The sequence below is a fragment of the Paraburkholderia sp. RL17-368-BIF-A genome (genome assembly GCF_046054045.1).
Taxonomy (GTDB): Bacteria; Pseudomonadota; Gammaproteobacteria; order Burkholderiales; family Burkholderiaceae; genus Paraburkholderia; species Paraburkholderia graminis.
This window is the reverse complement of record NZ_JARESN010000005.1, coordinates 35338-60461: the sequence shown is the minus strand read 5'-3', so window position 1 is coordinate 60461 and position 25124 is coordinate 35338. Positions and strand designations below refer to the sequence as shown.

The following is a 25124-nucleotide window of genomic DNA, read 5'->3' as shown; positions in this document are numbered from 1 at the left end:
GCGCAGACCTTCGGGCGCCGCGCAATTTATCGCGTGTTATTCGACCGCCTTGACCATATCCTCGATCACTTTCTTTGCGTCGCCGAACACCATCATCGTCTTGTCCATGTAGAACAGATCGTTGTCGAGCCCCGCGTAACCCGCCGCCATCGAACGCTTGTTGACGATCACCGTGCGCGCTTTATAAGCCTCGATGATCGGCATGCCCGCAATCGGCGACTTCGGATCGTTCTTCGCAGCCGGGTTCACGACGTCGTTGGCGCCGAGCACGAGCACCACGTCGACCTGACCGAACTCGCCGTTGATGTCGTCCATTTCGAACACCATGTCATACGGCACTTCGGCTTCGGCGAGCAGCACGTTCATGTGACCGGGCATGCGTCCGGCGACCGGGTGAATCGCGTACTTCACCTCGATGCCTTTCTCGACGAGCTTGTCGGTCAACTCCTTCAACGCATGCTGCGCGCGCGCAACGGCAAGGCCATAACCCGGCACGATGACGACGGTTTCTGCGTTGCCGAGCATGAACGATGCGTCATCGGCAGAACCCGATTTCACCGGACGCTGCTCAGCCGATCCGCCCGCCGCAGCCGCGCCCGGCTCGTTGCCGAAGCCGCCGAGAATCACGTTGAAGAACGAGCGGTTCATCGCGCGGCACATGATGTACGACAGAATCGCGCCCGACGAGCCCACCAGAGAGCCCGCGATGATCAGCATCGGATTGTTCAGCGAGAAGCCGATGCCCGCCGCCGCCCAGCCCGAATACGAATTGAGCATGGACACGACGACCGGCATGTCCGCGCCGCCGATCGGAATAATGATCAGCACGCCGAGCACGAACGCGATCAGCGTCATGATGATGAACGGCAACCACGACTGCGTGAAAAAGAAGATCACGCCGAAGCCGAGCATCGCAATCGCGAGCATCAGGTTGATCAGATGCTGACCCGCATAGACGACCGGCGCGCCCTGGAATAACCGGAACTTGTACTTGCCCGACAGCTTGCCGAACGCAATAACCGAGCCGCTAAACGTAATTGCGCCGACGAACGTGCCGATGAACAACTCGACGCGATTGCCATAAGGCAGAAAGCCCGGCACCGGATTCTCCGGATCGATCAATCCGAATGCCGCCGGCTCCGACACCACCGCATACGCGATGCACACCGCCGCGAGACCGATCAGCGAGTGCATCGCCGCGACGAGTTCCGGCATCTTGGTCATCTCGACGCGCGCGGCGACAAACGCGCCAATCGCACCGCCGACGATCAGCGCGGCGAACAGCAAGCCGAGCCCGAGCGCGAGATTCGAGCCCAGTGCATTCGCCTGCTTTGCGATCAGCGCGATGGTCGTGAGAATCGCAATCGCCATCCCGACCATGCCGAACGTATTGCCGATGCGCGCCGTCTTCGGATTCGACAGCCCCTTGAGCGCCTGAATGAAGCAGACCGACGCAACCAGATAAAGCAGCGTGACGACGTTCAGACTCATTACGCGTTCTCCTTGCTCTTATCGGCGATGAGCTTTTTCGGCTCTTTCTTGCGGAACATCTCGAGCATTCGCCGCGTGACGAGGAAGCCGCCGAACACGTTGACCGCCGCCAGCGCAACGGCGAGCGTGCCGAAGAACTTGCCCGGCGTGCCCAGCGTGAGGCCGGTCGCGAGCATTGCGCCGACAATCACGATCGCGGAAATCGCGTTGGTCACGGCCATCAGCGGCGTGTGCAGCGCGGGCGTGACGTTCCAGACGACGTGGTAGCCGACGTAAATCGCCAGCACGAAAATAATCAGGTTGATGACGGTGTGGTTGAGCACTTCCATCGCCGTTTCTCCAGGTGAATTCGCGTTATGCCTTGCGCGCGACTTCGCCGTCGCGGGTGAGCAGCGTGGCCGCGACGATGTCGTCGGCGAGGTCGATGTTGAGCGCGCCTTCCTTCGTGATGATGAGCTTGAGGAAGTCGAGCAGGTTGCGCGCGTAGAGCGAGGACGCGTCCGCGGGCACCATCGAGGCGAGATTCGTGTAGCCGACAATCGTCACGCCGTGCCTGACGATCACTTTGTCGGCTTCGGTGAGCGGGCAGTTGCCGCCGCGCCGGCCTTCATAGTCCGCGCCGCGGCCCGCTGCCAGATCGACCAGCACCGAGCCCGGTTTCATCGCCTGCACGGTTTCGACCGAGAGCAGCGTCGGCGCCGCGCGGCCCGGAATCAAGGCGGTGGAGATCACCACGTCGGCCTGTTTCGCGCGTTCGTGGACGAGTGCCGACTGGCGTTGCAGCCACGAAGGCGGCATCGGCCGCGCATAGCCGCCGACGCCTTGCGCGGCTTCGCGCTCTTCATCGGTTTCGTAGGGGACGTCGAGAAACTTCGCGCCGAGCGATTCGATCTGCTCTTTGACGGCGGGACGCACGTCGGATGCCTCGATCACGGCGCCGAGGCGCTTGGCGGTCGCGATCGCCTGCAAGCCCGCCACGCCCGCGCCCAGAATCAGCACGCGCGCGGCTTTCACCGTGCCTGCGGCGGTCATCAGCATCGGCATGAAGCGCGGATAAAGCGTCGCGGCGAGCAGCACCGCCTTGTACCCGGCGATGTTCGCCTGCGACGACAGCACGTCGAGGCTTTGCGCGCGCGTGGTGCGCGGCGCGGCTTCGAGCGCGAAGGCGGTGACGCCCGCCGCGGCGAGTTGCTGCGCATTCTCCGCATTGAACGGATCGAGCATGCCGACCAGCGTCGCGCCGCGTTTGAGCAGCGGCAGTTCGGCTTCGGTGGGAGACTGGACTTTGAGGACGAGGTCGGCGCCAAAAGCGGTGGCCGCATCGACGATTTCCGCGCCGGCTGCCGCGAGAGCGTCGTCGGGAAAGCTCGCGCCGGCCCCGGCGCCGCTCTGGATGGTGACCCGATGGCCCTGCGCCACGTACTTCTTGACGGTCTCGGGCGTCGCGGCGACGCGGGTTTCGTGCGCGCGCGTCTCGGCTGGCACTCCGATGTGCATCGTGTTCCTCCTCGACTTACTGTTTGACGACAGATCGGCCGACGAGGCACGCCGGCTTGCAAGTGCAACGGCTAACGCCTCACTTTACCCGAAACATGGGGGGCGGCAGAAATCGGGGACAATCCGGGGGTGCGCGCGGATACGGGGCTCCGAGGCGTGTGGGCGGCGGCAGTCGCATGCGGCAAGTCGCCGCAGCCGGCCGCATGTCACCGGTCACCGCCGGCCGCCGCAATGAACCGGCAACGACCCGGCCGCGTCCCGCCCGCATCCCGGCAGTGAGCGGCCATAAACGGTAAAATGCGCACCCATGAAACCGGAAACCTGGCTGCCGCATGTGACCGTCGCGGCCATCGTCGAGCGTGACGGGCGCTTTCTCGTGGTCGAGGAACACACGGCCGCCGGGCTGCGCCTGAACCAGCCGGCCGGCCATCTGGAAGCCGGCGAAACGCTGCTGGAAGCGGTGATCCGCGAAACGCTCGAGGAAACCGCGCATCCGTTCACGCCCGAGGCGCTGGTCGGCATGTACATGACGCATTTCGAACGGCCGGACAACGGCGGCGTCACCTATTTGCGCTTCACGTATTGCGGCGCCGGCGGCGAACCGGAAGCAGAGCGCGCGCTCGATCCCGACATCGTTCGAACCTTGTGGATGAGCGCCGACGAACTGCGCGCCTGCCCCGAAAGGCACCGCACGCCGCTCGTCATGCAATGTATCGACGATTACCTGGCAGGCCGGCGTTTTCCGCTCGATTTCGTGCATACGCATTCGGTCGGGCCAAAGAGGTAGCCGTCCGCATGCAGCCGCGAGCGGTCACTTCCACGATCCATGAAGTCACGCAGTACCCAGTGAGCATCTTATGAGCAAGCAGAAAGTCGTAGTAGGCATGTCGGGCGGCGTCGATTCGTCGGTCACCGCGTGGCTGCTGAAGGAACAGGGCTACGACGTGGTCGGCCTCTTCATGAAGAACTGGGAAGACGACGACGACAGCGAATACTGCTCGACGCGCCAGGACTGGATCGACGTGGTGTCGGTGGCGGACCTGATCGGCATCGACGTCGAAGCGGTCAACTTCGCGGCCGAATACAAGGACCGCGTGTTCGCCGAATTCCTGCGCGAATATTCGGCGGGCCGCACGCCGAATCCGGACGTGCTGTGCAACGCCGAAATCAAGTTCAAGGCCTTCCTCGATCACGCGATGTCGCTCGGCGCTGAAACCATCGCGACCGGCCACTACGCGCGCGTGCGCGAAAACAATGGCCGCTTCGAACTGCTGAAAGCGTTCGACCATACGAAGGATCAATCGTACTTTCTGCATCGGCTGAATCAGGCGCAGTTGTCGAGAACGCTGTTTCCGCTCGGCGAAATTCCGAAAACGAAAGTGCGCGAAATCGCCGAACAGATCGCGCTGCCCAATGCGAAGAAGAAGGATTCGACCGGCATCTGCTTTATCGGCGAGCGGCCGTTTCGCGACTTCCTGAACCGCTATCTGCCGACCCAACCCGGCCCGATGAAAACCACCGACGGCAAAGTGGTCGGCGAGCACATCGGCCTCGCCTTCTATACGTTCGGGCAGCGCAAGGGCATCGGCCTCGGCGGCAGCAAGGACGGCAGCGGCGAGCCGTGGTTCGTCGCGGGCAAGGACATTCCTTCGAACACGCTGTATGTCGCGCAGGGCCACGATCATCCGTGGCTGTTGAGCCATACGCTGAGCGCGGGCAACACGAGCTGGGTCGCGGGCGAGCCGCCGGCGGAAGGCTTCGCGTGCGGCGCGAAGACCCGCTACCGGCAGGCGGACGCGCGCTGCACGTTCAGCCGCGCGAATCAGCGCGAAGGTCTGTTCGAACTCACCTTCGACGATGCGCAATGGGCTGTCACACCGGGGCAATCGGCCGTGCTTTACGATGGCGATGTTTGCCTCGGCGGCGGCATCATTGAACACGCGGCGACCGGGCAGCCGGCCGTGCGCGAGCCGCAAAAGGCGGCACTGCTGAGCGCGCGCTAGCTTGCTGCGTTTCGCTCGCCGACTTCAACTCAGCAAGCCTTTGCACGACGTTTAAACCTCACCAACGACCCGCTCACGTCTTCCCGACAGGCAGTCGCTCGTTTTTCCCACGGTGGATCTGCCTGTGCTCCGCGCTCGGCAATCCCTCCGTGACGATTCACTGCACCGGAGTCCTCATGTTTTCTCGACGTTATCTGGCCATGTGGAGCGCCATCGCGCTCCTCGGTTTGTCCACGGCGCTCGCCGCGACGCAACACGTTTCGTGGTTGTGGATCGTCGTGCCGCTCGCGCTCGTCGCGCTCGGCATTTTCGATCTGACGCAACAACGGCACGCGATTCTGCGCAACTATCCGCTGTGGGGCCATTTCCGTTTTCTGTTCGAGTTCATCCGGCCGGAAATCCGCCAGTATTTCGTCGAAAACGATACCGACGAAAAGCCGTTCTCGCGCGCTCAACGCAGCATCGTCTATCAGCGCGCGAAGAACGACGTCGACAGCCGGCCCTACGGCACCGAACTCGACGTGAAGGCCGTCGCGCACGAATGGATCAGCCATTCGCTCGCGCCGACCACGCTCGATAGCCACGACTTTCGCATCGTGGTCGGCGCCGACCGCGCGCAGCCTTATTCGATGTCGATCTTCAACGTCTCGGCGATGAGCTTCGGCTCGTTGTCGGCGAACGCGATCATGGCGCTGAATCTCGGCGCGAAGAAAGGCAACTTCGCGCACGACACCGGCGAAGGCTCGATGTCGAAGTATCACCGCGAGCATGGCGGCGACATCATCTGGGAAATCGCGTCGGGTTACTTCGGCTGCCGAAACGACGACGGCACGTTCAGCGCCGAAAAATTCGCGAAGCAGGCCGCCGAGCCGCAAGTGAAAATGATCGAGGTGAAGCTGTCGCAAGGTGCGAAGCCCGGTCACGGCGGCGTGCTGCCCGCCGCGAAGATCACGCCGGAGATCGCAGAAACGCGCGGCGTGCCGATGGGCCGCGATTGCATTTCGCCGGCCACGCATTCGGAGTTTTCGACGCCGCGCGGGCTGCTCGAATTCGTCGATCGGCTGCGCACACTGTCGGGCGGCAAGCCGACCGGCTTCAAGCTGTGCATCGGGCATCCGTGGGAATTCTTCGGCATTGCGAAGGCGATGCTCGAGACGGGCATTCTGCCGGACTTCATCGTCGTGGACGGCGCCGAGGGCGGCACCGGCGCAGCGCCGCTCGAGTTCACCGATCACGTCGGCGTGCCGTTGCAGGAAGGCTTGCTGCTCGTGCACAACACGCTGGTCGGCATCGGCTTGCGGCAGCGGATTCGCATCGGCGCGAGCGGCAAGATGATCACCGCGTTCGACATCACGAAGACGCTCGCGATCGGCGCGGACTGGGTCAACGCGGCGCGCGGCTTCATGTTCGCGGTCGGCTGCATTCAGGCGCAGACGTGCCACACCGGACGCTGCCCGACCGGCGTCGCGACGCAAGACCCGGTGCGCCAGCGCGCGCTCGTCGTGCCGGACAAGGCCGACCGCGTCTTCAGCTTCCATCACAACACGCTGCATGCGCTGAAGGAGATCGTTCAGGCTGCAGGCTTGAAGCATCCTGCGGAACTGCGCGCGCATCACATCGTGCGACGTGTGTCGTCGCATGAGGTGCAGTTGATGTCCGAGCTGCTGAAGTATCTCGAGCCGAACGATCTTCTCAACGGGAATTATCGTTACTCGTTGTATGAGAAATGGTGGCCGGTTGCGCAAAGCGATTCGTTTTCGCCGAAGGTGGAGTTGGCGGTGGCGTGAAGGCCTCCGCTGACGAGAGCCGCTCCCCCTCCCAAAACGGACACCCCCCCCCCCGCCTTTCCGTTAAAATCTCCGGTTTAGCACTTCGCTCCACGGCCGCCCCGCGCGCTCACGCGCCCGCGGCGCGGCCCCATGCCCGAAAGGCACTTCATGCTCACGTTTCAGCAAATCATCCTGACACTGCAGTCCTATTGGGATAAGCAGGGTTGCGCGTTGCTCCAGCCGATCGACATGGAAGTCGGCGCGGGCACCTCGCACGTCCACACCTTCCTGCGCGCGATCGGCCCGGAGCCGTGGCGCGCGGCGTACGTGCAGCCGTCGCGCCGCCCGAAAGACGGCCGCTACGGCGAGAATCCGAACCGTCTGCAGCATTACTACCAATACCAGGTCGTGCTGAAGCCGGCGCCGGAAAATATCCTCGATCTGTATCTCGGCTCGCTCGAAGCGCTCGGCTTCGATCTGAAGCAGAACGACGTGCGCTTTGTCGAAGACGACTGGGAAAATCCCACGCTCGGCGCCTGGGGCCTCGGCTGGGAAGTGTGGCTAAACGGCATGGAAGTGACGCAATTCACGTACTTCCAGCAGGTCGGCGGTCTGGATTGCAAGCCGGTGCTCGGCGAAATCACCTACGGCCTCGAGCGTCTCGCGATCTATCTGCAAAAGGTCGAGAACGTCTACGACCTCATCTGGACCGAGTGGGAAGAGCAAGGCCCGAACGGCCCGGAAACGCGGCGCCTGACCTACGGCGACGTGTACCACCAGAACGAAGTCGAACAGTCCACGTACAACTTCGAGCACGCGAACGTCGATCTGCTGTTCACGTTCTTCAACAGCTACGAGGCGGAAGCGAAGCGCATGATCGAAGCGCAGATCGCGCTGCCCGCCTATGAACTCGTGCTGAAGGCCGGCCACACGTTCAATCTGCTCGACGCGCGCGGCGCGATTTCCGTGACGGAGCGCGCGGCCTACATCGGCCGGATTCGCGCGCTGTCGCGTCTTGTCGCGCAGGCTTATTACGATTCGCGCGAGAAGCTCGGCTTCCCGATGCTCGGCAATCCGGTGCACGGCGTGCCCGGCCTCACGACCGACGAGCAGGACGCCGCCATGCCGGCGTGGGCGCCTCCGCTGAAAGTCGAACGCAAGATCGACCAGGACTGACGAGAACATCAAGAAATGACTCAATCCCATCAAGCTACCCTGCTGGTCGAACTGCTGACCGAGGAACTGCCGCCCAAGGCGCTCGCCCGTCTCGGCGACGCTTTTGCCGAAGGCATCGCGGAACGCCTCGCCGGGCGCGATCTGATCGAAGGCCAACTGTCGTTCGAACGTTATGCGACGCCGCGCCGCCTCGCGGTCACGGTGAAAAACGTGCGCACGGTCGCGCCGGAAAAACACGTTCGCGAAAAAGTGCTGCCGGTTTCCGTCGCGCTCGATAAAGACGGCCAGCCCACCGCGCCGCTCGCGAAGAAACTGGCCGCGCTCGGCTTCCCCGATTTTTCCATCAGCGACCTCGAACGCGCGCAAGACGGCAAGGCCGAAGCCTTCTTTCTGCGCTATGCCGCGCCGGGCGCGACGCTCGCGGAAGGCTTGCAAGCCGCGCTCGACGAAACGCTCAGCAAGCTGCCCATTCCGAAGGTGATGACGTATCAGCGTCCCGACGGCTCGAATGTGCAGTTCGTGCGTCCGGCGCATCGCCTGACCGCGCTGCATGGCGACCAGGTGGTGCCGGTCAGTGCGCTCGGCATCGACGCCGACGACACTACGCTCGGCCATCGCTTCCTGTCCGAAGGTTTCGTGCAGATCCAGCACGCCGATTCCTACGCGGACACGCTGATGCACAAAGGCCGCGTGGTCCCGAACTTCGCTGATCGCAAGGAAACGATCCGCACGCATCTGCTCGCGCACGCTGACGGCGACCAGGTCGTGATGCCCGAATCGCTGCTGGACGAAGTGACGTCGCTGGTCGAATGGCCGGTGGTCTACGCATGCCGTTTCGAGGACGAATTCCTGCAAGTGCCGCAGGAATGTCTGATCCTCACGATGCAGACGAATCAGAAATACTTCGCGCTGACCGATGCAAACGGCAAGCTGCGCTCGCGTTTCCTGATCGTGTCGAACATTGAAACGGCCACGCCGGGCGACATTATCGAAGGCAATGAACGTGTGGTGCGTCCGCGTCTTGCCGACGCGAAGTTCTTCTTCGAGCAGGACAAGAAGAAGCCGCTCGCCGATCGCGTGCCGTTGCTCGCGAACGTCGTGTATCACAACAAGCTCGGCTCGGCGCTGCAACGCATGGAGCGTGTCGAAGCGCTGGCCGGCGCGATCGCCGCGTTGATCGGCGCCGACGTCGCGCTCGCCAAACGTGCCGCGCGTCTCGCGAAGGCGGATTTGATCACCGACATGGTCGGCGAATTCCCCGAGCTGCAAGGCACGATGGGCACGTACTACGCGCGCCACGACGGCGAGCCGGAAGAAGTCGCGCTCGCGTGCTCGGAACACTATCAGCCGCGTTTTTCGGGCGACGCGTTGCCGAGCACAGCGACCGGTACGGTCGTCGCGCTCGCTGACAAGCTGGAAACGCTCGTCGGCATCTGGGGCATCGGCCTGCAACCCACCGGCGAGAAAGACCCGTTCGCGCTGCGCCGTCATGCGCTCGGCGTGCTGCGCATTCTCGTTGAAAAGCAACTGGCCGTGGACTTCGTCGAACTGCTGCGCACCGCTTACGCGCAGTTCGCCGCCGTGCCGAACGTCGCCGATTCGACGCAAGCCATTTACGACTTCAGCATGGATCGCCTGCGCGGTTTGCTGCGCGAACGCGGCCATGCGCCGGGCGAAATCGACGCGGTGCTCGCGCTCAATCCGACGCGACTCGACGACATCGTCGCGCGTCTCGATGCCGTGCGCGAATTCGCGGCGTTGCCCGAAGCGGCATCGCTCGCGGCAGCCAACAAGCGCATCTCGAACATTCTGAAGAAGTCGGAAGGCGCGACGGTCAGCGGCGGCGTGCAGCCGGCGTTGTTAGTTGAAGCGGCGGAAAAAGCGCTGCATGCGCAGCTCGAACAAGTCGCGCCGCGTGTGCAGTCGCAACTCGCCGCACGCGACTACACGGGCGCGCTGACCGCGCTCGCCGCACTGCGCGAACCGGTCGACACTTTCTTTAACGACGTGATGGTCAACGCGGAAGATCCGTCGCTGCGTGCAAACCGCCTGGCCCTGCTCGGCGCGCTGCATCAGCAGATGAATTGCGTCGCGGACATTTCCCGGCTCGCCGCCTGAGCCGCACGCCATGCCGACCAAGAAAGTAGTCATTCTCGACCGCGACGGCGTGATCAACGTCGATTCGGACGCGTTCATCAAGTCGCCGGACGAGTGGGTCGCGCTGCCGGGCTCGCTCGAAGCCATCGCGCGTCTGAGCCAGGCGGGCTATCGCGTGGCGATCGCGACGAACCAGTCGGGCATCGGCCGGGGTCTGTTCGACATGAACGCGCTCAACGCGATGCATCTGAAGATGCATCGCATGGCGGCTTCGGTCGGCGGGCGCATCGACGCGGTGTTCTTCTGCCCGCACACGGCGGAAGATCACTGCGAATGCCGCAAGCCGAAGGCCGGCATGCTGAAGATGATCAACGAGCGTTTCGAGGTCGCCCCCGAGAACACGCCGGTAGTCGGCGACGCGATGCGCGATCTGCAAGCGGGCGCGTCGCTCGGCCATCCGGTTCATCTGGTGCTGACGGGCAAGGGCCGCAAAACACTCGCGGCCGGCGGACTGCCGGAAGGCACCACGGTCCACGACGATCTGCGCGCGTTCGTGCTCGACTTCCTCGCCGACGCTCAAGAGTGACGCGCACGTCGCGCGTCCCCAACCCTCACAGACCACGCCGATGCGCTTCATTCGTTCCTTGCTGCTGCTGATCTACTTCGTCGTATTCACGGTGCCCTACGCGACCGCGTGCTTCATCGCGTTTCCGTTCATGCGCGCCGACAAGCGCTACTGGATGGCGGCGGGCTGGTGCCGCGTCACGGTCATCGTCGCTCGCTGGCTGACCGGCATCCGCTACACGCTCGAAGGCATGGAGAACCTGCCCAACGGTCCGGCCGTGCTGCTGTCGAAGCATCAATCGGCATGGGAGACGCTCGCGTTTCCCGCATTGATGCCGCGGCCGCTGTGCTATGTGTTCAAGCGCGAGCTGCTGTACGTGCCGTTTTTCGGCTGGGCGCTCGGTCTCCTGAAGATGGTTCACATCGACCGCAAGGAAGGCAAGTACGCGTTCGAGTCGGTCATCCGGCAAGGCAAGGCGCGCATGGCCGAAGGCGCATGGGTCATCATGTTTCCGGAAGGCACGCGCACGCCGACTGGCAAGCAGGCCAAGTACAAGACCGGCGGCGCGCGCTTCGCGATCGCCACCGGCGCGCCAGTCGTGCCGATCGCGCACAACGCCGGACGCGTGTGGCCTCGCAACTCGTTTCTCAAATATGCGGGTATAGTCACAGTGTCAATCGGCAAGCCGATCGACACCACGGGGCTCACGCCCGATGAAGTGAACACGCGCGTCGAACAGTGGATCGAAGCTGAAATGCGTCGCATCGATCCCACTGCGTATCGCGCGGCGGATAGCAGTTCCGCCGCCGCACCAATCTGACGCGCCCACGCCCTCGAAGGCGTACTTGCGCGAAGCCGAATCCGATGCAGAAGTCTCCTACGCCGCAGCCCGCCGCGGCGCTCGATAACCGGCAACTCGATCTCCCGCTCTTCGCCGAGCCGGGTTCGACGTCGTCGTCTCCTTCGCCGTCCGCACCTACCGCGACGCCTCACGGGCAGCAGCCCGCTGTCCCGCTTGCACCCGACGGCAGCAAGCTGCGCAAACTGGTGATCGGCTCACGCACGCTGCATTACGCGCTCAAGCGTTCGGCGCGCCGCTCAATTGGCTTTGCCATCGACAGCACCGGCCTCACGATCACGGCGCCGCGCTGGGTCACGCTCGCCGATATCGAAACCGCGATCACCGAGAAGCAGCGCTGGATTTTCACGAAGCTGATCGAATGGCAAACGCGCGTCGAACAGCGCGCGTTGCCGAAGGTCGACTGGAAAGACGGCGCGCAAGTGCCCTATCTCGGTCAGCCGGTGCATGTGAGGCTCGGCTCGCCGCAAGGCACGCTCGCGTTCAGCGCGGAAGATTCCGCGCTGCAAGTGCCGCTGCCTTTGCAAGCCGATCCGCAGCAGATCAAGGACCGCGTGCAAGGCTGGTTGCAGGGCGAAGCGAAGCGTGTGTTCGGCGAGCGCCTTGCAATTTACGCGGAGAAGCTGGGCGTCAACTATCGCGCGTACGCGCTTTCGTCAGCGGCCACGCGCTGGGGCAGTTGTTCGAGCGACGGCAAGATTCGCCTGAACTGGCGGCTGATTCACTTCCCGCTTTCGATTATCGATTACGTGGTTGCGCACGAACTCGCGCATCTGCGGGAAATGAACCACAGCCCGCGCTTCTGGCAAACGGTCGAATCGATCTTCCCGGAATTTCGCGAAGCGCGGCAGACGCTCAAGTCGCATCCGCCTGAATTGCTGCCGACGCTTTAAGGCCCGTGGCCCGCGCTACTTCTTCTTCTGGATGAACTCGATCTTGTAGCCGTCCGGATCGGTCACGAATGCAATCACGGTCGTGCCGTGTTTCATCGGGCCCGCTTCGCGCACCACCGTGCCGCCTTGCGCCTTGATTTTTTCGCAGGCGGCGTAGGCGTCTTCCACTTCCACGGCGAGATGCCCGAAACCGTTGCCGAGGTCATAGGACGGCGTGTCCCAGTTATGCGTCAATTCGATGACGGTGCCGTCGCGCTCATCCGTGTAGCCGACGAACGCCAGCGTGAACTTGCCATCCGGATAATCGTCGCGGCGCAGTAACTTCATGCCGAGCAGTTCGGTGTAAAACGCGATTGAACGATCCAGGTCGCCGACCCGGAGCATGGTGTGAAGCAGGCGCATCGTGTACTCCCTGTTGCTTTGACGTCGAGACCGTCAATGTACCCGGAATCGCCCGCCGTTGCAGCGGACGCAATGCTCGCAATCGACGTGTGAAACGCGCTTCGCAACGCTTCAGAACTGATGCCGCAGCCCCGCCATCAAGCCGATTTGGGAGCCTTTCTGCGCGAGGCCCACGGCATTCACGCCCTGCAATTGCGCGCCGATCAGGTCGCCGCGATACAGCGAATAATCGCCTTCGACGTAGACATCCGTGCGCTTCGACAGGTTGTAGTCGGCGACGAGCTGGTATTGCCACGCCGAGCCGTCTTTCGCGGGAGTTTTGCCGTCCTGCAAGGTCCGCCAGACATTCGCCGCCACATGCCACGCGTTGCCGATCTGCTGCGTGATGCCGCCCATGAACATGCGTCGTCGCGAGAAGTCGGTGTACTTGAGCGCGGTCAGCGAGGCCGCGGAAAACGGTCCGTTGGCGAACGTGGAGAAACCGGCGTCGGCCCGATTGACGATATAGCCGAGCGAAAAGCGCGTCTTGTCCCACGTGTACGAGCCGCCGAATGTCCACGCTTTCGCCGACGCGCCGTTGACCGAGTCTTTCGACTCCTCATACGCGCCGCCGATGGTGAACGGTCCTCCCGCCGGCGCATAGGCCGCCGCTGCGCCGATCTGGCTGCCGTACGAGTTGCCGGCATTGCCGCCGAACGCGTAGCCCGCTGCAAAGGTGAGTCCGTTGTACTTCGCCTGATACTGCACCTGGTTGCTGGTCCAGATGCCGCCCGTCATCGTCACTTCGGGCTGAAAGCTGAAATCGTACGGAATCCACGGATTGCTGCCGTAGCCGCCTACCGTGATGCCTTCGATCATCACGTTGTACTGACGGCCGAAAATGACCTGGCCGTAGGAAGTGGAGCGCACACCGATCTGCGCTTCGTTGAAGAACGGCAAGGTCGGGTCGCTCTGCCCGCTGTTGATGTAGATGCGGTTCTCGAGCTTGAAGAAGGTCGACCAGCCGCCGCCCAGATCCTCGACGCCCTTGAGCCCCCAGCGGCTTTGCGTCATGCCGCCGGTGCCGAGTCCGAGCGACGAATCGCCGGCCTTGTTGGCATGCGTCAGATAGCGCACGCTCTCGTCGACCACGCCGTACAGCGTCACGCTCGATTGGGCGTGCGCGGCCGGACAGCCGAGCGACATCAACGTGACAACGGCCGCGCCTCTGCTGAGGGTCATCATGTCGTTTCCTCGTATCGGCTCCGCTTTGCGCGGATAGAGTTTGACTGCTGACGCGGCGCAGCGTCCGCGAGGTCGGCTTCCTGCAGAAGCCCGGAATCGGCGACACAGTGCGCACTAACGTACTGACAGGCAGTGCTCACGGCGCTGTCGTCGAACCTTAGCGCGAAATAACGACGGTAAGAAATAGGTGTTGCGCGAGGTGTTGCGCGGGCGTTGCGCAAAATCAGCAAAAGGACTTGCGAGTTATAGGAAGCACGCGTAGGCGGTGGGGGCATCGGCCGGGCGGGCCGGCGGGTTTGATATGGTACGTGCTGCGCCGTTCAACCGTCTTGCCTTCCTCTCACGACATCGCCCATGAGCACCACCGCCCTGCCCGCGCGCCGCGCCCCCGATGGCTTCGCCGTCCTGCTGATGGTCGGCTTGTGCGCGATCTGGGGCTTCCAGCAAGTCGCCATCAAAAGCACCAACGCCGCGTTGCCGCCGCTATTTCAGGCAGGCTTGCGCTCGACCATCGCGGCGTTGCTCGTGTGGGGCTGGGCTCGCTCGCGCGGCACGCCGCTCTTTCGCGACGACGGCACGCTCGCCGCAGGTCTGCTGGCGGGCGTCCTGTTCGCCGCCGAATTCGTGTGCATCTTCCTCGGGCTGACGCTGACCAGCGCGTCGCGCATGGCGGTCTTTCTGTACACCGCGCCGTGCTTTACGGCGCTCGGGCTGCACTGGTTCGTCGACGGCGAGCGGATGCGGCGCATCCAATGGATCGGCATTGTCGTCGCGTTTGCGGGCATCGCGCTGGCTTTCGCGGATGGCTTCCTGCATGGCGCCACGGCGAGCGGCTCGTCACTGGCCGCGGTGGCCGGCGACGCGCTCGGCGTGCTGGCAGGCGTCGCGTGGGCCGCGACGACCGTCGTGGTGCGCGCCACGCGGCTCGCGCAGTCGAGCGCGAGCAAGACGCTCTTCTATCAACTGACTGTGTCGGCCGTGGTTCTGCTCGTGATGGCGCTGGCGCTCGGCGAGGCGCATGTCGACACCGTCACGCCGCTCGCGGTCGCGAGCCTCGCGTATCAGGCGGTGGTAGTCGCGTTCGTCAGCTATCTGGTGTGGTTCTGGCTGCTCACGCGCTATGTCGCGTCGCGGCTGTCGGTGTTCTCGTTTCTGACACCGCTCTTTGGCGTGACCTTCGGCGTGCTGCTGCTCGGCGAGTCGTTCAGCTTGCGCTTTCTTATGGCGGCGGCGCTCGTGCTGACCGGTATCGCGCTCGTCAATGCGCCGGGGAAACGGGCGGGAGCGTAGCCGCACGCTCCGCTATACGCTCGCTATAAGGCGGCGAGGCGTCCGTCGCAAAGCCACGCCGCCACTGAGCCGCGTATCAGGCCTTGGCCGCCACGATCTGCGCGACGCGCACGTATTCGGCGACCGGCACATCTTCGGCGCGGCGTTGCAGGTCGAAGCCGATCGCCTCGAAGTCGACGCGATCGCGGAATGCAGCCAGCGTATTGCGCAGCATCTTGCGCCGCTGCGAGAAGGCCGCGGTGACCACCTCGCCGAGCACGCGCTCGTCCACGGGCGTCAGTTCGTGCGGCGCATACGGAATCATTCGCACGATCGCGGAATCGACTTTCGGCGGTGGCTGGAACGCCTCGGGCGGCACGTCGAGCTGCTTGTCGATCACATAGCGATATTGCAGCATCACTGAAAGACGGCTGAACGCCTTCGTGCCCGGCTCGGCCACCATCCGCTCCACCACCTCGTTTTGCAGCATGAAGTGCTGATCGATCACGCGAGGCGCGAACGACACGAGATGAAACAGCAGCGGGCTCGAAATGTTGTACGGCAGATTGCCGACAATGCGCAGCGACGGCGCGTCGCCAGGCGCGGCCAGCGAGCCGAAGTCGAACGCGAGCGCATCGCCCGCATGCAGTTCGAGCAGCTCGCCGAACTTGTTCTTCAGACGCCCGATCAGATCGCGGTCCAGCTCGACGGCATGCAGCGGCGCCTCGGGCGTGGCGAGACGCTCGATCAGCGGCTCGGTCAGCGCGCCGAGTCCCGGCCCGATTTCGACCATGCGCTCGCCGCGTTGCGGCCGGATCACGTCGACGATCGAATCGATCACGCCCATGTCGACCAGAAAGTTCTGCCCGAAACGCTTGCGCGCGATATGACCTTGGTGGCGGCCCTGCTGCTGTCTGCTGGTGGACATCGAAGAAACGCTAAAGAAAGAACACTGCTTGAAAAGAGACGACGCGCGAGGCTGCCGCGGCAGCGTTGAATCAGCCCGCGCGGCGATGTTGCGCCATGGACACTGCTGTGTCGATGGCGGCGATCAGGCTGCCCGCGTCGGCGCGGCCGGTGCCGGCCAGATCGAGCGCGGTGCCGTGATCGACCGACGTGCGGATGATCGGCAAGCCGAGCGTGATGTTGATGCCTTCGCCGAACGTCGCGTACTTCAGCACCGGCAAGCCCTGATCGTGGAACATGGCAAGCACGCAGTCGGCTTCGTCCAGATAACGCGGCTGAAACAGCGTGTCGGCCGGATAAGGACCGCGCGCGTCGATGCCTTCACCGTTCGCGAGTTTCAGCGCGGGCGAGATCACGTCGATTTCCTCGCGCCCGAGATAGCCGTTTTCGCCCGCGTGCGGGTTGAGCCCGGTCACGAGAATGCGCGGCGCGGGCAAGCCGAAGTGATGCCGCAAGTCGTGATCGACAATGCGCAACGTTTCGACGAGACCTTGCTGCGTCAACGCGGCGGAAACATCTTTCAGCGGCAGATGCGTGGTCGCGAGCGCGACCCGCAACGGACGCTTGCCGGTGCCCGCCAGCATCATCACCACGCGCGGCGTGTGCGTGCGCTCGGCGAGATATTCGGTATGGCCGGTAAAGGGCACGCCGGCGTCGTTAATCGTGCTCTTTTGCAGCGGCGCGGTGACGATCGCTTCGAAGGTGCCGGCCATTGCGCCGTCGATTGCGCTGTCCAGCAGATCGAGCACGTAGCGCCCATTGGCCGCGTTCAGTTTGCCCGCGACCGCCGGTGCGCCGAGCGGCCGATGCTGCATGCGAATGCGCCCCGCCTGCGCGGCGAGCGCGCTCCAGTCGACACCCACTGCGCGCGCCCGTTCGGCGAGCAGCGCCGAATCGCCCAGCACCGTGAACTGTGCGCCGGGCCAATGCGTCGCCGCGCCCGCGAGCGCCTGCGCCGTCAGTTCGGGACCGACGCCGGCCGGCTCGCCGGTCGTGATCGCGATCTGCAACGGCAAGCTGGCGGACTGGGCGGCGGTGTTCATGACGATTACCGAATGCTCGACAGATCAGGCTTGACTTCGACGTACGCAGTATCGCGCAGTTCGCGCAGCCAGTCGGCGTAAGCCTGTTCGGCCTTGCGCTGACCGATCGCCTGGCGCGCAAGATCCATTTGCTGTGCAATCGAGCCTTGCGCTTCGCGGCGCTCCAGCACCTGAATCAGGTGATAGCCGTATTCGCTGCGCACCGGGTCGCTGATCTGGCCGTCCTGCAGCGAGTTCATCGCGCGCTCGAATTCGGGCACCGTCTCGCCGGGGCTGATCCAGCCCAGGTCGCCGCCTTGCGACGACGAACCGTCTTGCGAATAGGTGCTGGCGAACTTCGAGAAGTCGCCGCCCGCGGCGATTTCCTTCCTGATTTCGAGCAGCTTCTGACGCGCTTGCGGCTCCGACATGCCGTCGCCGACGCGCAGCAGAATGTGGCGCACATGCGTTTGCACGAGCTTCGGCGCATCGGAACTCGTGCCCTGACCGGCACGGCGATCGACGAGACGCACGACCTCGAAGCCGTCGCTGGTGCGGATCACTTCCGGATTGACCTGGCCCGGACGCAGTGCCGACGCCGCCTTGACGAACTCCGGCGGCAGCTTCGACGGCGCCGCGTAGCCCATGTCGCCGCCCTTCGACGCATCCGGCGCCTGCGAATTCGACTTCGCGAGCTTTTCGAAGTTGGCACCGCCCTTCGCCTCGGCGAGCAATGCCTCGGCCTTCTTCTGAGCCGCCTCGATGTCGGGTTGCGGCGCGTTCAGCGGCGCCTTTAGCAGAATGTGCTCCAGGTGCAGGTCGCTCGTCGCGCCCGCGTTCGGGCCGCGCTGACTTGCGATGTAGTTCGCGACTTCCGCGTCCGATACCGTGACCTTGCTGTCCACTTCCTTCTCACGCAGACGCGAGAGCGTCAGTTCGGTACGCGCGTCGCTCGTGAACGTGGTCCAGGGCACGCCTTGCGCCTCGATACGCGCGCGGTAGACGTCGAGCGACAGGTTGTTCGCCTGCGCGAGCCGCTCCAGCGTTTTCTGCACGGCTGCGTCGTCGATATTGATGCCGTCTTCCTTCGCCTTCTGCAACTGGATGCGTTCCAGCACCATCTGGTTGAGCACCTGCTGACGCAACTGGTCGGCCGGCGGAATCGGCGCGTTTTGCTGGTTCAGGCGGCGCGTGATGAGGCTCACGCGTTCTTCGAGTTCACGCCGCGTGATGACACCGTTGTTGACCACTGCGGCGATCGTGTCGACCGTCTGGCCGCGGTTGCCGGCGAGCGCCTGCGCGTGCACCGGCGCCACCGACAGGAAAGACGCCGCGGCGGCGAGACCTGCCGCGAGCGTTGCCAAGCGAAGCTTTTTCATGATTGCCACAGATACTCCAATGATGTCGGGCACGCCTGGCCCGTCTTTTCGCATTCGATGAACGACCGGGCGAGCGTCATTCGTAATTGATGAACCGCGACTCCGGCGGCGGCGGTGGCGGCAGCGGCGTATAGCCCGCCACGCTGCTGCGGAACGCGGCAATCAGCCCGTTGTCGACGCTCGACAAGCCCTTGAACGTCAACTGCGCGAGAAAGCGCGTGCTCGACTGGTGCTGCCCCGACGTATTCAGCCCGTTTGCGTAGCGCTGAAGACCCGCGCCGAGCGTCCAGCAATCTGCGTCGTACTGCAGACCAACGAGTCCGTCGACGATGCGATGTCCGCCCAGATCGTAATTGAAGCGCCCGACACCGAACACCCGATGCGCCAGCGGCCATTGCCCCGACACCAGCACCTGGTTGATAGGCTCGTTGTCGAGCGTGGTGTTCGCGCGCGTGTACCGATACGCGACGTTGAGCACCTTGCCGGTTGCCGGACTGAATCCGAAGCCGACGCTCGTCTTGACCAGCTGGTTGTTGTCGGCATTATATTGGAACGCAGTTTCCGACGCGAAACCGGCCCCGAGCTTGAGCGACGCGCCCACGATCAGGTCGGAATGCGTGGCCTGCGTGCTCGTCTGCGTCGGCGTCAGCGTGACGCGCTGATCGCGGAAATAGTACTGCTGCGCGATCACGAAGCGCGCGCGTTCGTCGCCCGTTGCGGGGTTGATGAAGCGCGTGGTGAGGGCCGCGGTCAGGCGGTTTGCATCCGCGATACGGTCGTTGCCGACGAACGTGTTCGGCGTGAAGATTTCGGCGAGCCCGAAGTCGGATTCCGCGGTATCGAAGAGCGGCGCTGACTGCTGGTTGCGATACGGCGTGTACACGTAGTACAGGCGCGGTTCCAGCGTCTGGATGTAATCCTCGCCGAAGAGCCGGACCGAGCGGTCGAAAATCAGACCGGTGTCGAACGTCAGCGTGGGGATCGATTCGGTGAAATTCTTCGGCGTGCCGGCGGGCACATCGTTGCTGATGTTGTTCAGGTTGTACGACGCGAAGTGCCACTGCACCTTCGGCGTGACGAAATAACCCGGCCCCACCACGGAGTACGAAATATACGGGTTGAACATCACCCGTTGACCCTGGGTCATGTCCGCGGTCGTGATGCGGAAATTCGTGTAGTCCGCTTCGGCGCCGAAGTCGAAGCCGCCCACGTTGTACTTCGCGTACCTCACGTTCAACTGCGGCTCGCGGCCATACGGCGCGACCGACGGCGTGAGCGTCTGCCAGTGCTGTTCGCGCGCGAGCACGGACCACGGGCCGTTGTTGTAGGTCAACCCGGCTTCCTGCTGATACAGGAGCTGGGTGCCGTTCATGAACTGATTCGACGACGACGACAGGTCTTCCGGATACGTATTGTCCGAAACCTTGTTGTAGTAGATGTAGCCGCCGAACCCGTTGCCGAAGTTCTGGTTGTGCTGGATATACAGCGCGTAGCGGTTGGTCTTCGTCAGCCGGTCGTTCGGCAGGTACTCGCCGGTAATCGAGCCCGAATACGTGGGCGACAGATAGCGGAAGGTGCTCTGCAACTGCACGCCGCGCTTCGAAATGATCCGCGGCGTGACCGTCAGATCGCGATTCGGCGCGATGTTGAAGTAATACGGCACCGACAGTTCGAAACCGTTCGTCGAACTGAGCGAGAAGGTGGGCGGCAAGATACCGCTGCGCCGCTCGCCCGACAGCGGAAACGACAGCCACGGCGACGCGAACACCGGCACGCCCTGGAAAAACAGCACGCTGTTGTAGGCCACGCCTTCGTCGGCGCCGGTATCGAAATCGAACTCGCTGCCCTTGATGTACCACGCCGGATTATCCGCGCACGCGCACGCCGTGTAGGTGCCCTTCGTGAACACCGAGCGCTCGTTGTCGAGCAGATCGACGCGCTCCGCGCTGCCCGAACCGCCCGTCACGTTGAAGTGATACTTGGGCGCGGTCATGAAGCCTTCGCTCGAATCCACCCGCATGTGCGCCTCGGGCCCCGCGAAGGTCGTACCGTTGTTGCTGATGTGAACCTGGCCGTATGCATCGGCCATGTCCGAGTCCTGATCGTAATGCAGCGCGTCGGACTTGATGACGACCGTACCGCGGCGCACTTCGGCCGCGCCCTTGACGGCCATGTCCTGGTCCGTCGTGCCGTTGGTCGAATCGCCGAGCACGAACGTGGCCGGCTTCTGTCCCGGCTGCAGCACATGGTCTTCGAGTTGCGGAGCGAGCTGCATGCCCCACGGTGGATCGATTGGCTGCGGCTGCGCCGCCTCACCGACCAATTGGGCGTGAGCAAGCGCGGGCACGAGGCCCGGTACGGCGATCAACGCCGCGACGAGCCGCCTTTTGCGCGGCATCGCGGCACAAGAGGGATTCGTTTGGGAAAGCTGTCTAGGCGGCATGTATCGTTTGGCGAATCGGCCCGTCCGTCAGCTTTTGCAGTCACGATCCACCGCCTGCACACCACGACCGTGACAGTCGGCTGCACACAATATTTACAATCTCCGAACGGTGAGGCGGGCGGTAAAGCGGAATACGCGAAAGCTGGCGTGAGTCGCGTCAAAAAAGTCGTGGGGTATTATATGGCAAGACGTTGTCCCTCTGAATTTGCCGCCGGTTTTCATGACGCTGCCCCCTTCCCAAGACTTCACACACCATCCCGCCGACAGCCGCCTCGAACTGCTCAAGGTCTGGCTGCAAGGCCACGCGGCCCGTTATGCACTCGACATCAGCACGCTCGCGCCCGCTTCGTCCGACGCGAGCTTTCGCCGCTATTTCCGGCTCGCCGGTAAGGCGGCGGAAGGCGAAAACGCCGGCACGCTGATCGCGGTCGACGCGCCGCCGCCCGAAAAATGCCGCGAGTTCGTGCAGGTCGCGCAGTTGCTCGAAGCGGCCAACGTGCATGTGCCGCGCATCCTCGAAGTGGATTTCGACGCGGGCTTGATGCTCGTCACCGATCTCGGCACCGCGTCGTACCTCGGCGCGCTCACGGCCGCGCAAAACGATAGCGAGCCGCGCCGCGCACGCACGCTGATGCGCGACGCGCTCGACGCGCTGATCCGCTGGCAACTGACATCGCGCGAAGACGTGCTGCCGCCGTTCGACGAAGCGTTCCTGCGCCGCGAGATGGAGCTGATGCCGGAGTGGTTCATCGGCAGGCACCTGGGGCGCGAGGTCGACGACAATACGCGCGGCCTGCTCGACCGCACGTTCGCGCTGCTGATCGCGAGCGCGCGGGCGCAGCCGCAAGTGTTCATGCTGCGCGATTTCATGCCGCGCAATCTGATGGTGTGCGCAGCGCCAGGTGCGGCCGGCGAAGCAAGCCGCGCGGCCAACCCCGGCGTGCTCGACTTCCAGGACGCGGTATACGGCCCAATCACTTACGACGTCGCGTCGTTGCTGCGCGACGCCTTCCTCAGTTGGGACGAGGAGTTCGAGCTCGATTGCTTCGTCTACTACTGGGAACGCGCGAAGAAAGCCGGCCTGCCCGTCGATCCCGATTTCGGCGAGTTCTATCGGCAGATCGAATGGATGGGTCTGCAACGGCATATCAAGGTGCTGGGTCTCTTCTGCCGCATCAATTACCGCGACGGCAAGGCGCATTACATGAACGACTTGCCGCGCTTCATCGGCTACGCGCGCAAGGTGGCCGAACGTTATGCACCGCTGCGTCAGTTCGGCAAGCTGCTCGACGATCTGGAAGGCCGCGCGAATGAAATCGGCTACACGTTCTGAACAATCACAATGCCTCTGAAGAAAGCGATGATTTTCGCCGCGGGCCGCGGCGAGCGCATGCGTCCGTTGACCGACGCGTGTCCGAAGCCTCTACTCGAAGCGGGCGGCAAGCCGCTGATTGTCTGGCAGATCGAACGGCTCGCGCGGGCGGGCTTTGAAACCATCGTGATCAATCACGCGTGGCTCGGCGAGCAGATCGAAGCCGCGCTCGGCGACGGTTCACGCTGGCACGTCGAACTGCGCTATTCGCCCGAGCGTGAAGCACTCGAGACCGCGGGCGGCATCGTGCAGGCGCTTACGCTGATCGAAGATAACGGGGCAAGCGAAGTGTTCGTCGCGGTGAGCGGCGACGTGTACGCGGACTTCGATTACAGCAGGTTGAGCGCGCGCGCCGACGCATTGAAGGCTTTGCCCGAGCCGGGCATGCATCTCGTCATGGTGCCGAATCCCCCGTTTCATCCGAACGGAGACTTTGCGCTCAAGGACGATGTGTTGTCGCTCGACGGCGCGCCGCGCTTCACGTTCGGCAATATCGGACTCTATGACACGCGCATGTTCCGCGATCTTCCGCGTGGCACGCGACGCGCGCTCACGCCGTATTACCGCGAAACGATCGCACGCGGTCTTGCGACCGGCGAGTTATACGAAGGCTTGTGGGAAAACGTCGGCACGCCGGCGCAGCTTCAGCAACTCGATGAGAGGTTGCGGTTGCGCTGAGATCGCGGTGCGGTCGCGCTGAGTTTGCGTTCAACGCGCCGGCAGTTCCGCGCTGTCAGGCATCGCCGCAGCGCCGGCACTCTCCACCACTTCCGACGTCTCGGCCGCGCGTTGCTGCTGCAACGCCCACATCTGCGCGAACAGGCCGTTTGCGCGCAACAGTTCGGCATGCGTGCCGCGCTCGACGATGCGCCCCTTGTCCATCACGATGATCTGCTGAGCGTGCACCACCGTCGACAGCCGGTGCGCGATGATCAGCGTCGTGCGTTCGCGCGCGATCTGATCGAGCTCGTGCTGGATCGCGCGTTCCGAACGTGAATCGAGTGCGGACGTGGCCTCGTCGAACAGTAGAATCGGCGGATTCTTCAGGATGGTCCGCGCAATCGCGACGCGCTGCTTCTCGCCGCCCGAGAGCTTCAGGCCGCGCTCGCCGACCGGCGTGTCATAGCCTTTCGGCAGTCCTTCGATGAACTCGTGGATATGCGCCGCGCGCGCCGCCGCGATCACTTCGTCGCGCGTCGCCGAAGGCCGTCCATAAGCGATGTTGTAGTAGATCGAATCGTTGAACAGCACCGTGTCCTGCGGCACCGTGCCGATCGACGCGCGCAACGACGCCTGCGCGACGTCGCGAATATCCTGACCGTCGATGGTGATCGCGCCGCCCGTCGCGCGGTCCAGATCGTAGAAGCGGAACATCAGCCGCGCGAGCGTCGACTTGCCCGAGCCGCTATGCCCGACCACGGCCGTCGTGGTGCCAGCCGCAATCGTAAAGCTCACGTCGTGCAGAATCTGCCGCGCCGGCTCGTATGAAAAGTTGACGTGCTCGAAACGCACTTGCCCGCCGCTCACTCGCAGCGCGGGCGCGCCCGGCACATCGGGCACTTCCTGCGCGGCGCCGAGCAGCGTGAACATGCGGTCCATGTCGGTGAGACTTTGCTTCAGCTCGCGATACACGACGCCCAAGAAATTCAGCGGAATATAAAGCTGCAGCATGAACGTGTTGATCAGCACGAGATCGCCGAGCGTGAGGCGCCCGGCCATCACGCCTTCGGTCGCGCGCCACAGAATGAACACGAGCCCCGTGCCGATGATCGCCTGCTGCCCGAAGTTCAGCGCCGACAGCGAGCGCTGCGACTTGATCGCCGCGGTGCGATAGCGCTTCAGGTTCTCGTCGTAACGGCTCGCTTCCCACTCTTCGTTGCCGAAGTACTTGACGGTTTCATAGTTGAGCAGCGAGTCGATGGCGCGCGAGTTCGCCTTCGAATCGAGCTCGTTCATCGTGCGGCGAAAATGCGTGCGCCACTCGGTCACCTTCACCGTGAAGACGATGTACACGGCCAGCGCCACGAACGTGACCGCGGCGTAATACGCCTCGTACTTGACGACGAAAAAGCCAAGCACGAGGCCGACTTCGACGAGCGTCGGCAGAATGCTGTACAGCGAATACGAAATGAGTTGCGTGATGCCGCGCGTGCCGCGTTCGATGTCGCGCGACATGCCGCCCGTTTGCCGCTCGAGATGAAAGCGCAACGACAGGCCATGCAGATGCCGGAACACCTTGAGCGCGAGTTGCCGCACGGCGCTTTCGGTGACTTTCGAAAAGAGGATTTCGCGCAACTCGGTGAAGAGCGACGTGGAGAGCCGCACCACCGCATAGGCGACCACCAGCAAGCCGACGCCGCCGAGCAGCACGATGCCCGGCGAATCGTGCGCGCGGCCAAGCGCCGTGAGATGCTGCACGGACGCGAGACTGTCGACGATCCGCTTCATCACGATCGGCACGCCGAGGTTGGCGATCTTCGCGCCGATCAGGCAGCTCAGCGCGAACGCGACACGCCATTTGTACGTGGCGAGATACGGCAGCAGAGACAGGATCGTCTGCCAGTCGTTGCGCGGCTGGGTGGAAATCGGCGAGGGTTCGGACGGAAGCGAGCGGCGCATGGATTGGGCTGGGGAGATATGGAAATGCCGGAGTTCGCAGCGGCCGCGACCGCCACGCGCGCGCCGCCAACTGCCGGC

General features: G+C 63.8%; 21 protein-coding genes. 11 read left to right on the top strand and 10 right to left on the bottom strand.

The window, feature by feature from the left end; all coding sequences use genetic code 11:
- Window positions 1-36: 36 nt before the first annotated feature.
- The 3 genes from P0D87_RS10770 to P0D87_RS10760 are packed head-to-tail and all read right to left on the bottom strand — an operon-like array spanning window position 37 to window position 2988.
- Entirely contained in the window at window positions 37-1491 is a 1455-nt protein-coding gene (locus P0D87_RS10770) for an NAD(P)(+) transhydrogenase (Re/Si-specific) subunit beta (RefSeq protein WP_006047930.1), read from the bottom strand.
- Window positions 1491-1820 carry an NAD(P) transhydrogenase subunit alpha part 2 gene (locus P0D87_RS10765; protein ID WP_006047931.1) on the bottom strand — a complete coding sequence of 110 codons (330 nt, stop codon included), beginning with the start codon at window positions 1818-1820 and terminating at the stop codon, window positions 1491-1493. The genes P0D87_RS10770 and P0D87_RS10765 overlap by 1 nt, the downstream gene beginning before the upstream one ends.
- Before the next feature lie 25 nt (window positions 1821-1845).
- The gene (locus P0D87_RS10760; protein WP_053857519.1) at window positions 1846-2988 is read right to left on the bottom strand and encodes a Re/Si-specific NAD(P)(+) transhydrogenase subunit alpha; all 1143 of its coding nucleotides are present in this window, start codon (window positions 2986-2988) and stop codon (window positions 1846-1848) included.
- 307 nt (window positions 2989-3295) lie between these two features.
- Here P0D87_RS10760 and P0D87_RS10755 point away from each other — a divergent pair, with 307 nt between their 5' ends.
- From P0D87_RS10755 to P0D87_RS10720, 8 genes are all read left to right on the top strand, one after another.
- Window positions 3296-3775: an NUDIX hydrolase gene (locus tag P0D87_RS10755; protein ID WP_006047933.1), complete on the top strand. Its 480-nt coding sequence runs from the start codon at window positions 3296-3298 to the stop codon at window positions 3773-3775.
- A gap of 70 nt (window positions 3776-3845) precedes the next feature.
- Window positions 3846-4991: a tRNA 2-thiouridine(34) synthase MnmA gene (mnmA, locus tag P0D87_RS10750; RefSeq protein WP_053857518.1), complete on the top strand. Its 1146-nt coding sequence runs from the start codon at window positions 3846-3848 to the stop codon at window positions 4989-4991.
- A 176-nt stretch (window positions 4992-5167) separates the two neighbouring features.
- The gene (locus P0D87_RS10745) at window positions 5168-6778 is read left to right on the top strand and encodes an FMN-binding glutamate synthase family protein (RefSeq protein WP_053857517.1); all 1611 of its coding nucleotides are present in this window, start codon (window positions 5168-5170) and stop codon (window positions 6776-6778) included.
- A gap of 150 nt (window positions 6779-6928) precedes the next feature.
- Entirely contained in the window at window positions 6929-7936 is a 1008-nt protein-coding gene (glyQ, locus tag P0D87_RS10740; protein WP_082366938.1) for a glycine--tRNA ligase subunit alpha, read from the top strand.
- A gap of 15 nt (window positions 7937-7951) precedes the next feature.
- A complete protein-coding gene (gene glyS, locus P0D87_RS10735) occupies window positions 7952-10054 on the top strand; it encodes a glycine--tRNA ligase subunit beta (protein WP_053857516.1) in 2103 nt (700 codons plus the stop codon).
- 10 nt (window positions 10055-10064) lie between these two features.
- The gene (gene gmhB, locus P0D87_RS10730) at window positions 10065-10619 is read left to right on the top strand and encodes a D-glycero-beta-D-manno-heptose 1,7-bisphosphate 7-phosphatase (RefSeq protein ID WP_006047938.1); all 555 of its coding nucleotides are present in this window, start codon (window positions 10065-10067) and stop codon (window positions 10617-10619) included.
- Between the two features lie 40 nt (window positions 10620-10659).
- On the top strand, window positions 10660-11418 hold the full coding sequence (locus P0D87_RS10725) for a lysophospholipid acyltransferase family protein (protein WP_053857515.1): 759 nt from the start codon (window positions 10660-10662) through the stop codon (window positions 11416-11418).
- 44 nt (window positions 11419-11462) lie between these two features.
- Complete coding sequence (locus P0D87_RS10720) at window positions 11463-12350, top strand: M48 family metallopeptidase (protein WP_006047940.1); 888 nt, start codon at window positions 11463-11465, stop codon at window positions 12348-12350.
- 15 nt (window positions 12351-12365) lie between these two features.
- Here the strand turns inward: P0D87_RS10720 and gloA are convergent, their stop codons facing one another.
- Window positions 12366-12752, bottom strand: a complete 387-nt coding sequence (gene gloA / locus P0D87_RS10715) for a lactoylglutathione lyase (protein WP_006047941.1) — start codon at window positions 12750-12752, stop codon at window positions 12366-12368.
- A 111-nt stretch (window positions 12753-12863) separates the two neighbouring features.
- Window positions 12864-13976: a porin gene (locus tag P0D87_RS10710; protein WP_053857514.1), complete on the bottom strand. Its 1113-nt coding sequence runs from the start codon at window positions 13974-13976 to the stop codon at window positions 12864-12866.
- Between the two features lie 354 nt (window positions 13977-14330).
- Here P0D87_RS10710 and P0D87_RS10705 point away from each other — a divergent pair, with 354 nt between their 5' ends.
- Window positions 14331-15266, top strand: coding sequence for a DMT family transporter (locus P0D87_RS10705; protein WP_029970460.1), 936 nt, complete (start codon window positions 14331-14333; stop codon window positions 15264-15266).
- A gap of 76 nt (window positions 15267-15342) precedes the next feature.
- Here the strand turns inward: P0D87_RS10705 and rsmA are convergent, their stop codons facing one another.
- The 4 genes from rsmA to P0D87_RS10685 form a co-directional block, all read right to left on the bottom strand.
- Complete coding sequence (gene rsmA / locus P0D87_RS10700; RefSeq protein ID WP_053857513.1) at window positions 15343-16173, bottom strand: 16S rRNA (adenine(1518)-N(6)/adenine(1519)-N(6))-dimethyltransferase RsmA; 831 nt, start codon at window positions 16171-16173, stop codon at window positions 15343-15345.
- Between the two features lie 70 nt (window positions 16174-16243).
- Window positions 16244-17254 (bottom strand): 4-hydroxythreonine-4-phosphate dehydrogenase PdxA, encoded by a 1011-nt coding sequence (pdxA, locus tag P0D87_RS10695; RefSeq protein ID WP_053857512.1) that lies wholly within the window; start codon window positions 17252-17254, stop codon window positions 16244-16246.
- A gap of 5 nt (window positions 17255-17259) precedes the next feature.
- Window positions 17260-18621 (bottom strand): peptidylprolyl isomerase, encoded by a 1362-nt coding sequence (locus P0D87_RS10690; protein WP_082366936.1) that lies wholly within the window; start codon window positions 18619-18621, stop codon window positions 17260-17262.
- 67 nt (window positions 18622-18688) lie between these two features.
- The gene (locus P0D87_RS10685; protein WP_029970463.1) at window positions 18689-21055 is read right to left on the bottom strand and encodes an LPS-assembly protein LptD; all 2367 of its coding nucleotides are present in this window, start codon (window positions 21053-21055) and stop codon (window positions 18689-18691) included.
- 220 nt (window positions 21056-21275) lie between these two features.
- Here P0D87_RS10685 and P0D87_RS10680 point away from each other — a divergent pair, with 220 nt between their 5' ends.
- Both P0D87_RS10680 and murU read left to right on the top strand, forming a co-directional pair.
- Window positions 21276-22388: an aminoglycoside phosphotransferase family protein gene (locus tag P0D87_RS10680; RefSeq protein WP_053857510.1), complete on the top strand. Its 1113-nt coding sequence runs from the start codon at window positions 21276-21278 to the stop codon at window positions 22386-22388.
- 9 nt (window positions 22389-22397) lie between these two features.
- Window positions 22398-23105, top strand: coding sequence for an N-acetylmuramate alpha-1-phosphate uridylyltransferase MurU (murU, locus tag P0D87_RS10675; protein WP_149029163.1), 708 nt, complete (start codon window positions 22398-22400; stop codon window positions 23103-23105).
- A gap of 30 nt (window positions 23106-23135) precedes the next feature.
- Here murU and P0D87_RS10670 read toward each other — a convergent pair whose 3' ends face one another.
- On the bottom strand, window positions 23136-25046 hold the full coding sequence (locus tag P0D87_RS10670) for an ABCB family ABC transporter ATP-binding protein/permease (protein ID WP_029970467.1): 1911 nt from the start codon (window positions 25044-25046) through the stop codon (window positions 23136-23138).
- Window positions 25047-25124: the final 78 nt, after the last annotated feature.